Below are 11,761 nucleotides of genomic sequence, written 5' to 3'. Positions count from 1 at the left end.
GGCGCGATCGTGATCATGTCGCGGCCGCGCGGCTATTTCGGTCTGCCGAGGGACGTGGTGTTGCTGGACGGCAAGGAGCCGGCCGACGTCAAGCCGGGCGTGCCGACGGATTCGGCGGCCACATTGCGGCTTGCGGCCGGCGAGGTTGGACGTAACATCGTGGCTCAATCCGGCGAAGAACGAATTGTGGCTCGCGCCTGGCCTGCCCAGGAGAACAGGATTGCGATTGCCGAGCTGACTTACTAGCTGTTGCCTGCGTCCCATCTCTCGGGAGAGAGCCATGAACATCGCCAGCGTGCGTCAGCCCATCATCCCTCCGGCTCCCCCGCGTGCGCCCGACGACATGTCGTTTTTCAGTCGTCTCGCGGTGATCCGCCAGAACATGATCGCAACCTGGGGGCAGCGCGCCTACGAGGAAGACGTCGTCCAGGGGCGCTTCTTCTTCCGCAACAGCTTCATCCTGAACCAGCCGGATGCGATCCGGCACGTCCTGCTCACCAATTACGAGAACTATTCGCGCACGCCGGCGGGAATCCGCATGCTGCGTCCCGTGCTCGGTGACGGTCTTCTGATCGCGGAAGGTCACTCCTGGACGTTCCAGCGCCGCACGCTGGCGCCGGCCTTCACGCCGCGCGCGACCGCGAATCTCGTTCCGCACATGACGGCGGTGCTCGACGAGACTATCGCAAAACTGGATGCGCGCTCGGGTGAAGAGGTCGACCTGCGCGAGATCATGCAGCGCATGACGCTGGAGATCGCCGGGCGTACGATGTTTTCGTTCGGCATGGACCAGCATGGCGCGACCCTGCGCAATTTCATCATGGAATATGCCGCGCGGTTGGGACGCCCGTACCTCCTCGACATGGTGCTGCCGGTGTCGTGGCCGAGCCCGATGGATTTTCCACGGGCGCGCTTCCGCAAACGCTGGACCGAGTTCGTTGCCATGCTGATCGTCGAACGGCGAGCGGCAGGCAAGAAGGACGGTGCGCCGCCGCGCGACCTGTTCGATCTCATGGACGAGGCGCGTGATCCGGAAACGGGCAAGGGCTTCTCCGACGAACAGCTCGTCGACGAGGTCGCGACCATGATCCTCGCCGGTCACGAGACCACGGCGACGGCGCTGTTCTGGGCGCTCTATCTGCTCGCGCTCGACCCTGATACGCAGGAGGAGGTGGCGTCCGAGGCGCGCGGCGAACATCTCGACAGCATCGCCGACATCGACCGCCAGAAATTCACCCGCGCGGTGATCGAGGAGACGATGCGGCTCTATCCGCCCGCCTTCCTCGTGGCACGCGCCGCACGCGAGAAGGACAATGCGGCCGGGATCGAGATCGGCAAGGGCGACATCATCATGATCGCGCCCTGGCTGCTGCACCGGCACGAGAAGCTGTGGGATCAGCCGAACGCGTTCATTCCAAAACGCTTCATGTCGAAAGAGGCGCCCGACCGATTCGCTTACCTGCCGTTTGGCGCAGGTCCTCGTGTCTGCATCGGCGCGCCGTTCGCGCAAGCCGAATCCGTGCTGGCGCTGGCCCGGCTGATCGGCGCATTCCGTGTCGAGCTCGCCGATACGACGAAACCCGTGATCCCGCTCGGTGTCGTCACGACCCAGCCGGACCACTCACCCATGTTCCGCATCACGCGTCGGTGACAGGCAATTGGCCTGGCCGATGGCGTGATCCACCCTAGATAGAGTCCCGCCATGAGCGACATCCAGGCCCAGTTTTCCGTTCTGAAGCAGACCGCCGACGAGAAGGTGGTCGATGCCATTGCGCGTCTCATCGAGGATGGCGAGGATCACGAGCTCAACCGCGTCAACGTTCTCGATTTTTCCAGGCAGCGTGGCCTCGATGAAGAGCATGCGATCTCTGCCTTCCTGCATGCGGCGCGGCTCGGCCTGTTCGATCTCGGCTGGAACGTATTATGCCCGGGCTGCGGCGGCGTGCTGGGGGCGCATTCGACCCTGAAGGCGCTCAAGCCGGATGAGTATCACTGTGCGCTCTGCGCCTGCGGCTACAAGACCTCGGTCGACGATCAGGTCGAGGTCTCCTTCACCGTCAATTCACGTGTCCGGCGCATCGCAGCGCACGACCCCGATACGCTTCCAGTCTGGGAGTATTTCAAGCAAATGTTCTGGAGTTCCGGCGTCGACTTCAACAAGGAATCGTTCGCGACGCTCGCCAATGAAGTAACGCTGGACACGATGGAGCTGCCGGCCGGTGAGAAGGCGACCATGTCGCTGCAACTGCCGAGTGACTTCGTCATCATCTTCGAGCCGGTGACGCACGCCGCCCACTTCATCGACGTCCAGGGCGAGCCGACCAAGGACCGTCAGCAGCTCGCCATCATGTACAACAGGGTGCAGGCCCCGACAGGCACCACGACCATGCGGCCCGGTCCGCTGCGGCTGTCGCTGGAGAACCAGGCCGGCGTGCGCGTGCTGCCGTCGGTGTTCATCGCGGCCGAGGCGCTTCATCATCTCATCGGCAAGCGCAAGCCGTTTCTCACCGCCAAGCGGATGCTGTCGAACCAGACCTTTCGCGACGTCTTTAAGGCGGACAATCTCAGTCTCGACCAGCGGCTCCAGATCACCTCGCTGACCTTCCTGTTCACCGACCTGAAGGGATCGACCGCGCTGTACGAGCGCGTCGGCGATCTCGCCGCCTTCGATCTGGTGCGTGCGCATTTCCATGCGCTGCTCGAGATCATCTCATCCGAGAAGGGCGCCGTGGTGAAAACGATCGGCGATGCCGTGATGGCGACCTTTGTCCGTCCCGAGCATGCCATCGTCGCGGGCCTGCGGATGCGCGCGGCGATGGACGAGCTCAACAAGCAGCGTGGCACCGACGATCTCATCGTCAAGATCGGCATCCATGAAGGTCCCTGCCTCGCGGTCATGCTCAACGAGCGGCAGGACTATTTCGGCCAGACGGTCAACATCGCCGCCCGCGTGCAGAGCCTGTCGACAGCGCAGGAAATTCACATCACCGGCCCGGTGCTCGATGCGCCTGCGGTCGCCGAGGTGCTGGAGCAGCGTGCGATCAAGCCGATCCAGAAACAGGCGGCGCTGCGCGGCATCGCCGACAAAATGGTGGTGTACGAAATTCCGTGAGCCTTGAACTGTCATTCCGGGGCGATGCGCGAGCATCGAACCCGGAATTCCGGGTTCGCGTTTTGCGCGCCCCGGAATGACAGTAGACAGATTGCCGAAACGTAATGCGGCGCGCGGAACTGACGCATGTTGCGCCGGTTGAGTTCCCTGCTCATATGATGCTGGTAACAGCCGCGCTCCTCGCGGCGCATCGATTTCGGTAGGACCTTATGCTCGACGGCCTGCGCCAATTCATCACCGACATTGTCGCCCCTCATGACCAGAACCGCACGTTCGGCGACAGCGATTATCGGTTGGCCGCGACCGCGCTGCTGGTCCACGTGGTCTCGCTGGACGGCCAGCCGACAGCGGCTGAGCAGCGCAAGCTGCACAGCCTGATCGAGAGCCACTTTGGGCTCGACCACGGCACCGCGGATCGCCTGATCGCGGATGCCACCCAGGTCGAGGGCGAGGCGGTGGATCTCTATCACTTCACCAGTGTCATCATGCGCTCGCTCGACGAAGAGGGGCGCAAGCGCATCGTCCGGATGATGTGGGAGCTGGTCTATGCCGACGGCCAGGTCACCGAATTCGAAGACAATGTCGTCTGGCGCGCCTCCGACCTGCTCGGGATTGCCCAGCGCGACCGGATTGAGCTGAAGCACGCTGTTGCGGGCCGTGCCAGCGGCGAGCTGAAGGACAGCGCCGTCAGTGGCTGACCTGACTCTGCGCGGACGTCGGTTGTGCGGATCACATGACGAAACTTTAATGTAGCTGCCGGCCGCCTCGTGTCCGGATTCATCCGCAAATCCGCGGTTTTTGTGCTCCCTCTGATCACCTTTCAAGCGGCCATGCTGCCAGCGCCGCTTGCCTGTCGCGCGCGGCCTATGCTCTGGTTCCAGCATTGCTGGGCCAAAATCTTCACTTCATGAGACTGCGATCGTGACAGAGCGGGTAACGTTGATCACCGGTGCCTCGGCGGGCATAGGCACGGAGCTGGCGCGCGTATTTGCCGCCAACGGACATCGCCTGGCATTGACGGCGCGGCGCGCGGATCGACTTGAGGCGCTCGCGAACGAGCTCGCCGCCAAAGGCGGCAAGAAGCCGATCGTGATCGCCTGCAATCTCCAGGACATGGACGCCGGCGAAACAATCGCAGCAGCGCTCGCTGCCGAAGGCGTTGAGCTCGATCACCTCGTCAACAATGCCGGCTTCGGTGTGTTCGGCGATGCCATCGAGCGCGATCGCAACGAGCAGGTCGGGATTGTCGATGTCAACGTGCGGGCCCTGACGGACCTCTCGCTGCGCTTTGCCGATCAGCTCATCAAGAACAAGGGCGGTCTTCTCAATGTCGGCTCGGTCGCGGGTTTCCTGCCCGGCCCCGGCATGGCCGTCTATTATGCGTCCAAGGCCTACGTGATTTCATTCACCGAAGCGCTGCGGGCGGAGCTCGCGCCGCGCGGTGTTCGCGTCACCGTCCTTTGCCCGGGTCCCGTGCCCACCGAATTCCAGGCGCGCGCCGGGGTCGGCTCCGGACATGATACGGCTCTTCTCAATGTTTCTGCCGCCGATGTCGCCCGGGAGGCCTATCGCGGGCTGATGGCCAATAAAAGAGCAGTGTTGCCTGGTTTGGGCATCAAGATTGTGCCATTTGCGCTGCGCTTTTTCCCACGCGGCTTCATCCTGGCCGCCACCAGCCGGTTCCAGAGGCAGAGGCACTAAGGAAAGCTCGAGTGTCCGTATTGGCCCGGAGCTTGCTTCGGTTTCGATGTGTGCGCGAACTCACACGAAATTAACGATCGCTTAGTTATGCTGGCGGTCTGAACCAATAGCTTTCGCAAGGACAATGTCGTTCCGGACGGATAGGTTTGGCAGTGCAGAAGTGGTGCCCTTCCCGCGAAGGACGCCCGGCGCGCCTGCCTCTGATTCGGCAAGCGGCCTGCCGGTTCTCATTGTCCTGCACCAGGAATCCTCGACCCCCGGCCGCGTCGGCAATGCCTTGCGCGCGCTCGGCCATCGCCTCGACATCCGCCGTCCGCGCTTTGGCGATCCCCTGCCCGACACGCTCGATCAGCATGCCGGCGCGGTGGTCTTTGGCGGTCCGATGAGCGCCAATGATTCCGATGACTATGTTCGCCGCGAGATCGACTGGATCGAAATTCCGCTGCGCGAGCAGCGGCCGTTTCTCGGCATCTGCCTTGGGGCCCAGATGCTCGCGATGCAGCTCGGTGCGCGCGTCGCGCCGCATGCCGATGCGCTGACCCAGATCGGTTATTACCCGATCCGTCCGACCGCGGCGGGCCACGCGCTCTGCCCGGCCTGGCCGGCTCAGGTCTATCACTGGCATCGCGAGGGATTCGAGCTGCCCGTCGGCGCAGAGCTGCTCGCAGAAGGTGACGATTTTCCGGTGCAGGCATTCCGTGCCGGCAATGCTTTCGGCGTGCAATTTCATCCAGACGTGACCTACGCGATGATGCATCGCTGGACCACACGAGGCTATGACGGCTTCAGCGCGCCCGGTGCGCGGCAGCGACACCATCATTTCGCAGATCGTGCCGTGTACGATGCCGCGGAACGCGCCTGGCTCGATCACTTCATCAACGGCTGGCTGGCGCGCCGGCCCGTGCTGGCGCAAGCTGCCGAGTGATCGCGCGTTCGCGCAGATCCTTGCCGCAGATCCTTGGCGCAAGTCCTTGCCTCTGTCCCTGATATGCTAGGCTCTCTGCCAACGAGCGCGCACCAATGCGTGCCGACAAACAAGGGAGAGCGCCGTGGCCTACGAACACATTCTCTACGAGGTGAGCGACAAGATCGCGACCGTCACGCTCAATCGCCCGGACCGCATGAATGCGTGGACGCCGACCATGGAGCGCGACGTGCGCCATGCGATGGAAGCATCAAGCGCCGACGACAATGTCCGAGTCATCATCCTCACCGGCGCGGGCCGCGCGTTCTGCGCCGGTGCCGACATGGATGCGCTCAAGGGGCTCGACCCCGATGACGTCAGGCGTGCCTCGAACCTGCCGCCGTTCGACATGAACCGGCGTCCGGACTGGCAGACGCGCTACGGCTTCTATCCGTCGATCAAGAAGCCTGTCATCGCCATGCTCAACGGCGCGACTGCCGGCATCGGGCTCGTGCACGCACTCTATTGCGACCTGCGCTTTGCCGCCGACAATACCGTGTTCACGACGGCCTTCGCGCGGCGCGGCCTGATTGCCGAGCACGGCATCAGCTGGATGCTGCCGCGCATCGTCGGTCATGCCAACGCGATGGATCTGCTGCTCTCGGCGCGGCGGGTGTCGAGCGAGGAAGCGCTGCGGATCGGGCTGGTCAACCGCCTCAGCTCGCCTGAAAAGCTCCGCGAGGAGACCTATGCCTATGCGCGCGATCTCGCCGATTTAGTCTCACCGAGTGCGATGGCCGTGATCAAACGCCAGCTCTACGAGGTGCCGTTCCAGACGCTGGCCGAGGCGACGATCGAGGCCAACCGGGAGATGATGGTGGCATTGGGCGGTAGCGATTTTCGGGAAGGCGTGGCGAGTTTTATGGAGAAGAGGCCGCCGAGGTTTACGGGGAGGTAAGGGGGAGTATTCCTCAACCAGTCCGTCTTCGCCCTGCGGGCTTCGCCGGACACCACGCTTCGCCCCTCGGGCTCCGTCGTGGCTGCGCCACGCGTAGCCCGGAGGGCGAAGCGTGGTGGAGCCAGGCGGGATCGAACCGCCGACCTCGTCATTGCGAACGACGCGCTCTCCCAGCTGAGCTATGGCCCCGTTTGCTGGCCGCTCTGGTAAATGCGGCCGACAACCGGGCGCCATTTAAGTCCCCGCCAAGGTCAAGTCAAGGACGGCTGTAACCCGCTTTTAGCCATTCGGGACGCGACTTCCCTTGTTTGGGCGGGGGGGAACCGATATCTAGCGAAAGGCGTCACTTCCGACCGCAACCAGTCTTCAAAAGCCAGAGTCTTCAAAAGCCAGAGCCCTGAAAAATCATGCGTGCCGTTCTCGACATCGTCATCATCGTGCTCGACCTCTACGTCTGGCTGCTGATCGCGTCCGCGATCCTGTCCTGGCTGATTGCTTTCAACGTCGTGAACACCCGCAACCAGTTCGTCTCGGCGGTGGCGGAGTTCCTGTACCGGATCACCGAGCCGGTGCTGGCGCCGATTCGCAATCTCCTGCCTAGTCTCGGCGGCCTCGACATCTCGCCGATCATCCTGATCCTGCTCATCATGTTCATCGAGCGGGTGATCCTGTACTACATCTACCCCAACGTGGTCTGAGCGGGCTGGAGCGCCTTGGTCGCGAAAGAGGCCTTCAGGGAACCCTGGCGCTACGGGGCCTCCGGTATCAGCATTGCGCTGCGGGTGACGCCGCGCGGCGGCCGCGACGACATCGACGGGATCGAGCAACTGGCCGATGGCCGCAGCGTGCTCAAGGTGCGGGTGCGAGCGATCGCCGATGGCGGCGAGGCCAACAAGGCCGTTTTGGTGCTGTTGGCGAAATCGCTTGGTGTCCCCAAGGCCAGCGTGAGGCTCCTGTCCGGAGCCACCTCGCGGCTGAAGCAGATCGCGGTCGACGGCGATCCGGCACGGCTCGGGGAAGCCCTGCGCCAGCTCGTCTCGGACAAATCGACAGACTGAGGAACCGACATGACCGCCAAAATCATCGACGGAAAAGTCATCGCCGCGGAGCTTCGGGCCCGCGTCACCGAGGAGGTTGCCCGGGTCAAGCGGGAGCACAATCTGGTGCCGGGGCTGGCGGTCGTCCTGGTCGGCAGCGACCCCGCCAGCGAGGTTTATGTGCGTTCCAAGCACACCCAGACCCAGGCCGCCGGCATGGCCTCCTTCGAGCACAAGCTACCGGCCGACGTCGCGCAGGCGGACCTCCTGGCGCTCGTCGCAAAGCTCAACCGCGATCCGGCCGTACACGGCATTCTGGTGCAGCTGCCGCTGCCGAAGGGGTTGAACACGGAAGCCGTCATCAACGCCATCGACCCCGCCAAGGACGTCGACGGGCTGCATCCGAACAATGCCGGCCGGCTCGCCGGCGGCTTCGAGGCGCTGTCGCCCTGCACGCCGCTCGGCTGCATCATCCTGACCAAGAGCGTGCACGCCTCGCTGGAAGGCATGAACGCCATCGTCATCGGCCGCTCCAACCTGGTCGGCCGGCCGCTGGTGCAATTGCTGCTGAACGAGAACGCCACGGTGACGATCGCGCATTCGCGCTCGCGCGACTTGCCTGGGCTCGTGAAGAAGGCCGATCTCGTTTATGCCGCGGTCGGAAGGCCCGAGATGGTGCGCGGCGACTGGCTGAAGCCGGGCGCGACCGTGATCGATGTCGGCATCAACCGGATTCCGAAAGATGATGGCAAGACGCGCCTCGTCGGAGACGTCGCCTATCAGGATGCGCTTGGGGTTGCAGGCGCCATCACGCCGGTGCCGGGCGGCGTCGGTCAGATGACGGTGGCGTGCCTGCTGGTGAACACGCTGCGCGCGGCCTGCGCGATCGCTGGGCTGCCGAAGCCGGCGGTGTAGTGGGTTGTCATTCCGGGGCGATGCGCAGCATCGAACCCGGAATCTCGAGGTTCCGGGTTCGCCTCTTCGAGGCGCCCCGGAACGACTACCCCTTCTTCTTCTTCTCGCGATCCATGCCTTCGAGGATCAGCTTGTGCGCATCCTCCGGGCCGCCCCAGCGCAGGATCTTCACCCATTTGCCCTTCTCGAGATCCTTGTAGTGCTCGAAGAAGTGCTGGATCTGCTGCAGCGTGATGTCGGGCAGGTCGGAGTACGACTTCACCTTGTCATAGCGCTGCGTCAGCTTCGACGACGGCACCGCCAGAATCTTCTCGTCGCCGCCCGCTTCGTCCTCCATGAACAGCACGCCGACCGGGCGCACGCTCATGACGGCGCCGGGAATGATGGCGCGGGTGTTGACGATCAGGACGTCGCAAGGATCGCCGTCATCAGACAGCGTGTGCGGGATGAAGCCGTAGTTACCGGGGTAACGCATCGGCGTGTAGAGGAAGCGGTCGACCACCAGCGTGCCGGCCTCCTTGTCCATCTCGTATTTGATCGGTTCGCCGCCCACGGGGACTTCGATCAGGACGTTGACTTCGTGGGGTACATTCTTCCCGATCGAGATCGCATCGATACGCATTCAAGGCTCCGTTGTTGCCGAGGTGAAATCGCGCCCGGCAGCGATTTTGGGCTGTCATACGCGGGCTTGGCCCGCTGATCCATCGCGTTTTTGTGAAATAATGAATCCGGAAAGCACCGGCTCAAAGGCAACGGTATCGACGGAAGGGAAACGCTGCCGCCTAGGCTTTCAGCAGCTCAATTGGTCCAAGCGAAGGCAACCTTGTCGAGCGACTTCGGCCCGAACCGCTCCGACGAGCGTGCCACCATACGGCCCCCCAGCGCCCGGTAGAATTCGGTCGCCGGGTCGTTGTCCGAGAGCGCCCATACCACCATGCTCTTCAACCCGCTCTGCATCAGGTCGCGGCGGGCGGCGGCGAACAGGCGACGGCCGAAGCCGAGACCCTGGAATTCCGGACGCAGATAAAGCTCGTAGACCTCGCCGTCGAAATGCAGACTGCGGGCGCGGTTGCGGCCGTAATTGGCGTAGCCTGCGATCTTGTCGCCGAACACGAGAACGCTGACGCGGCTGCCCTTGCGGATTGCGCTATCCCACCATTGTGGGCCACGGCGGTTGATGAGCTTTTCCAGCTCGGCACCGGGAATGATGCCCTGATAGGCGGAGCGCCAGGCTTCGTCATGAGTGGACGCCACCGCAGTTGCATCTGCAGCTTTGGCCGGCCGGACCTCGATCAGGGTTGTGCTCATGGACGCAATCAAACCAAGTCGCCGCGTCGGCGGCAAGACCTATCGTTAATTATCGGTTAACGTGTGGATTTTGTGCATCAGTATCCTAGCCATGTTGTACCGAAAAAAGACAAGACGCCAATCAAATGGCACCGGCGTGCCCTGCGTCGGTGCAAAACTCCTGTTGCGGCAACGAATGAATGACAATGGCAACGCAGAAAGTCCGCCCATGCTGATTCGTTCCTACTAGTGTGGCCGTCGCTGTTCGTGTTCGCCCTCGGCCATTGATGCGGCTCCTCAACACCATCGCACTCCTGTCTCTGCTGGCTTTGCTGACTGCGCCGCCTCTGTGCGCTCAGGTCACGTTTGGCCCATCGGGAGGGGAGGGCGAACCGCTTCGCCGACAACAATGGCTTCTGCCGTCGCCGGATACCGACATTGCCGCGCATGCCCTGCTGTTTCGCCCCGCTGGTGCAGGTCCGTTCCGGCTGGCGGTGATCGCACACGCCTCGACGCAGAATGGCTTGCGTCGTGCGCAGATGCCGCAGCCGGAATACCGTCCTCTCGCCGCCTATCTCGTCGCGCGCGGTTTTGCCGTGCTGGTGCCGGAGCGGCTCGGCCATGGTGCGACCGGCGGCCGTTATGTCGAGGACCAGGGCGGATGTGACGAGGCCGACTATGCGCGTTCGGGCCGCGCAATGGCCGAGCAAATCTGGCTCGCGCTCGATGATTTGCGAAAGCAAGATTTCATTCGCAAGGAGGCCGCCATCGTGATCGGCCATTCCGCCGGCGGCTGGGGCGTGCTTGCACTCGCCAATGCCGATCCGAAAGCAATCTCCGCGATCACAGTGTTTGCGCCGGGGCGCGGCGGTCATGCCAATGACGAGCCGAACCGGATCTGCGCGCCACACTCGCTTCGTGCCGCCGCCGCGGAGTTCGGAAGGGGCGCACGCATTCCTGTGACGTGGCTCGTCGCGGATAACGACAGTTACTTCTCGCCGGCATTTTCGAAAGGACTGGTTGATGCGTTTCGCAGCAGCGGCGGCAAAGCCGATTTTCGCGCCTTGCCGGCCGTCGGCAGCGAGGGGCATTGGTTGATCGAGAGCGAGGCCGGGGTCAAAGCCGCAAGCGACGCGCTCGGGCGTGTGCTGAACCCGGCAATGCCAATGGCGACGAAGAAGCCGCGGGACGATCGCTGATGACCAAATGGCCCGACGACGACGTGATCCTGTTCGACGGCGTCTGCATCTTCTGCTCGCGCTGGGTCCGATTCGTTGCGAAGCGCGACACGGCGAAGCTGTTCCGGTTCACGCCGATCCAGTCGGACTATGGCGCCCGGCTTGCGCGGACATTCGATATCGATCCGGAGGATCCCGACACCAATGCGGTGGTTCATGGCGGCGAGGTATTCATGAAGTCCGACGCCGCGCTGACGGTGCTGTCGCAGCTGCCGGGCTGGAGCTGGGTGCGCGCGCTATTCGCGGTGCCGAAGCCGCTCCGCGATTTCGTCTACAGCCTCGTCGCACGCAATCGCTATCGCATCTTCGGTAAGTATGACGCCTGCTTCGTGCCCGATGCGGATTTACGAGCCCGAGTGATCGAGTAGGCCGTCATTGCGAGGAGCGAAGCGACGAAGCAATCCAGGCTGCCGCCGCGGGAAAATTCTGGATTGCTTCGCTGTGCTCGCAATGACGGAGCTACGGCTTGCCTCGAGCCGCAAGCACTTCCTGCGCCGCCCGCTCCCCACTGTCCCGCGCGCCATGCGCCGTCGTGAAGAAAATCGGCGACGTCGCCTCGCCCGCAAAGAACAGCCGCCCATCCACCGGCGCAGCCAGCACCGCGCGGTC

At 63.5% G+C, this 11,761-nt stretch carries 14 protein-coding genes, 1 tRNA gene and 1 pseudogene; 12 read left to right on the top strand and 4 right to left on the bottom strand.

What is annotated here, in order from left to right:
* From MOV75_RS12450 to MOV75_RS12420, 7 genes and pseudogenes are all read left to right on the top strand, one after another.
* Nucleotides 1-246, top strand: a pseudogene (locus tag MOV75_RS12450) (hydrolase); the annotation flags it as partial.
* Between the two features lie 34 nt (nucleotides 247-280).
* Nucleotides 281-1,651, top strand: coding sequence for a cytochrome P450 (locus MOV75_RS12445; protein ID WP_247005822.1), 1,371 nt, complete (start codon nucleotides 281-283; stop codon nucleotides 1,649-1,651).
* A 51-nt stretch (nucleotides 1,652-1,702) separates the two neighbouring features.
* A complete protein-coding gene (locus tag MOV75_RS12440) occupies nucleotides 1,703-3,112 on the top strand; it encodes an adenylate/guanylate cyclase domain-containing protein (protein ID WP_246923577.1) in 1,410 nt (469 codons plus the stop codon).
* 209 nt (nucleotides 3,113-3,321) lie between these two features.
* Nucleotides 3,322-3,810 carry a TerB family tellurite resistance protein gene (locus tag MOV75_RS12435; RefSeq protein WP_246923580.1) on the top strand — a complete coding sequence of 163 codons (489 nt, stop codon included), beginning with the start codon at nucleotides 3,322-3,324 and terminating at the stop codon, nucleotides 3,808-3,810.
* Between the two features lie 223 nt (nucleotides 3,811-4,033).
* Entirely contained in the window at nucleotides 4,034-4,813 is a 780-nt protein-coding gene (locus MOV75_RS12430) for an SDR family oxidoreductase (protein ID WP_246923614.1), read from the top strand.
* A 124-nt stretch (nucleotides 4,814-4,937) separates the two neighbouring features.
* On the top strand, nucleotides 4,938-5,738 hold the full coding sequence (locus MOV75_RS12425) for a glutamine amidotransferase (protein ID WP_246923585.1): 801 nt from the start codon (nucleotides 4,938-4,940) through the stop codon (nucleotides 5,736-5,738).
* 124 nt (nucleotides 5,739-5,862) lie between these two features.
* A complete protein-coding gene (locus MOV75_RS12420; RefSeq protein ID WP_246923590.1) occupies nucleotides 5,863-6,675 on the top strand; it encodes an enoyl-CoA hydratase in 813 nt (270 codons plus the stop codon).
* A 113-nt stretch (nucleotides 6,676-6,788) separates the two neighbouring features.
* Here the strand turns inward: MOV75_RS12420 and MOV75_RS12415 are convergent.
* Nucleotides 6,789-6,864: transfer RNA gene (locus MOV75_RS12415), tRNA-Ala, on the bottom strand.
* Nucleotides 6,865-7,082: 218 nt separating this feature from the next.
* Between MOV75_RS12415 and MOV75_RS12410 the strand changes: the two genes are divergently transcribed.
* Genes MOV75_RS12410 through folD form a run of 3 tightly spaced genes read left to right on the top strand, consistent with a single transcriptional unit; the run spans nucleotide 7,083 to nucleotide 8,627 of the window.
* A complete protein-coding gene (locus MOV75_RS12410; RefSeq protein ID WP_212082462.1) occupies nucleotides 7,083-7,373 on the top strand; it encodes a YggT family protein in 291 nt (96 codons plus the stop codon).
* A 15-nt stretch (nucleotides 7,374-7,388) separates the two neighbouring features.
* A complete protein-coding gene (locus tag MOV75_RS12405) occupies nucleotides 7,389-7,733 on the top strand; it encodes a DUF167 domain-containing protein (RefSeq protein WP_246923592.1) in 345 nt (114 codons plus the stop codon).
* A 9-nt stretch (nucleotides 7,734-7,742) separates the two neighbouring features.
* Nucleotides 7,743-8,627, top strand: coding sequence for a bifunctional methylenetetrahydrofolate dehydrogenase/methenyltetrahydrofolate cyclohydrolase FolD (gene folD, locus MOV75_RS12400; RefSeq protein WP_246923596.1), 885 nt, complete (start codon nucleotides 7,743-7,745; stop codon nucleotides 8,625-8,627).
* Nucleotides 8,628-8,712: 85 nt separating this feature from the next.
* Here the strand turns inward: folD and ppa are convergent, their stop codons facing one another.
* Both ppa and MOV75_RS12390 read right to left on the bottom strand, forming a co-directional pair.
* Nucleotides 8,713-9,249 carry an inorganic diphosphatase gene (gene ppa / locus MOV75_RS12395; protein WP_246923598.1) on the bottom strand — a complete coding sequence of 179 codons (537 nt, stop codon included), beginning with the start codon at nucleotides 9,247-9,249 and terminating at the stop codon, nucleotides 8,713-8,715.
* A 176-nt stretch (nucleotides 9,250-9,425) separates the two neighbouring features.
* Nucleotides 9,426-9,935, bottom strand: coding sequence for a GNAT family N-acetyltransferase (locus MOV75_RS12390; protein WP_246923601.1), 510 nt, complete (start codon nucleotides 9,933-9,935; stop codon nucleotides 9,426-9,428).
* Nucleotides 9,936-10,201: 266 nt separating this feature from the next.
* Between MOV75_RS12390 and MOV75_RS12385 the strand changes: the two genes are divergently transcribed.
* Both MOV75_RS12385 and MOV75_RS12380 read left to right on the top strand, forming a co-directional pair.
* Nucleotides 10,202-11,113, top strand: coding sequence for a S9 family peptidase (locus MOV75_RS12385; RefSeq protein ID WP_246923603.1), 912 nt, complete (start codon nucleotides 10,202-10,204; stop codon nucleotides 11,111-11,113).
* Nucleotides 11,113-11,520: a thiol-disulfide oxidoreductase DCC family protein gene (locus MOV75_RS12380; protein ID WP_246923606.1), complete on the top strand. Its 408-nt coding sequence runs from the start codon at nucleotides 11,113-11,115 to the stop codon at nucleotides 11,518-11,520. The genes MOV75_RS12385 and MOV75_RS12380 overlap by 1 nt, the downstream gene beginning before the upstream one ends.
* Before the next feature lie 91 nt (nucleotides 11,521-11,611).
* Here MOV75_RS12380 and MOV75_RS12375 read toward each other — a convergent pair.
* On the bottom strand, nucleotides 11,612-11,761 hold a 150-nt coding region (locus MOV75_RS12375), incomplete at its 5' end, for an FAD-dependent oxidoreductase (protein WP_247005823.1).

It is taken from the genome of Bradyrhizobium sp. PRIMUS42, assembly GCF_023006515.1.
Taxonomy (GTDB): Bacteria; Pseudomonadota; Alphaproteobacteria; order Rhizobiales; family Xanthobacteraceae; genus Bradyrhizobium.
The sequence above is the reverse complement of the archived record's forward strand: the minus strand, read 5'-3'. Positions and strand labels throughout refer to the sequence as shown.

Bases quoted from the DNA above. Each gene is read 5' to 3' on its own strand.
- MOV75_RS12445 (WP_247005822.1), top strand. From the start codon at position 281: ATGAACATCGCCAGCGTGCGTCAGCCCATCATCCCTCCGGCTCCCCCG.
- ppa (WP_246923598.1), bottom strand. From the start codon at position 9,249: ATGCGTATCGATGCGATCTCGATCGGGAAGAATGTACCCCACGAAGTC.
- MOV75_RS12385 (WP_246923603.1), top strand. From the start codon at position 10,202: ATGCGGCTCCTCAACACCATCGCACTCCTGTCTCTGCTGGCTTTGCTG.
- MOV75_RS12380 (WP_246923606.1), top strand. From the start codon at position 11,113: ATGACCAAATGGCCCGACGACGACGTGATCCTGTTCGACGGCGTCTGC.
- MOV75_RS12435 (WP_246923580.1), top strand. From the start codon at position 3,322: ATGCTCGACGGCCTGCGCCAATTCATCACCGACATTGTCGCCCCTCAT.
- MOV75_RS12440 (WP_246923577.1), top strand. From the start codon at position 1,703: ATGAGCGACATCCAGGCCCAGTTTTCCGTTCTGAAGCAGACCGCCGAC.
- MOV75_RS12425 (WP_246923585.1), top strand. From the start codon at position 4,938: ATGTCGTTCCGGACGGATAGGTTTGGCAGTGCAGAAGTGGTGCCCTTC.
- folD (WP_246923596.1), top strand. From the start codon at position 7,743: ATGACCGCCAAAATCATCGACGGAAAAGTCATCGCCGCGGAGCTTCGG.
- MOV75_RS12390 (WP_246923601.1), bottom strand. From the start codon at position 9,935: ATGAGCACAACCCTGATCGAGGTCCGGCCGGCCAAAGCTGCAGATGCA.
- MOV75_RS12410 (WP_212082462.1), top strand. From the start codon at position 7,083: ATGCGTGCCGTTCTCGACATCGTCATCATCGTGCTCGACCTCTACGTC.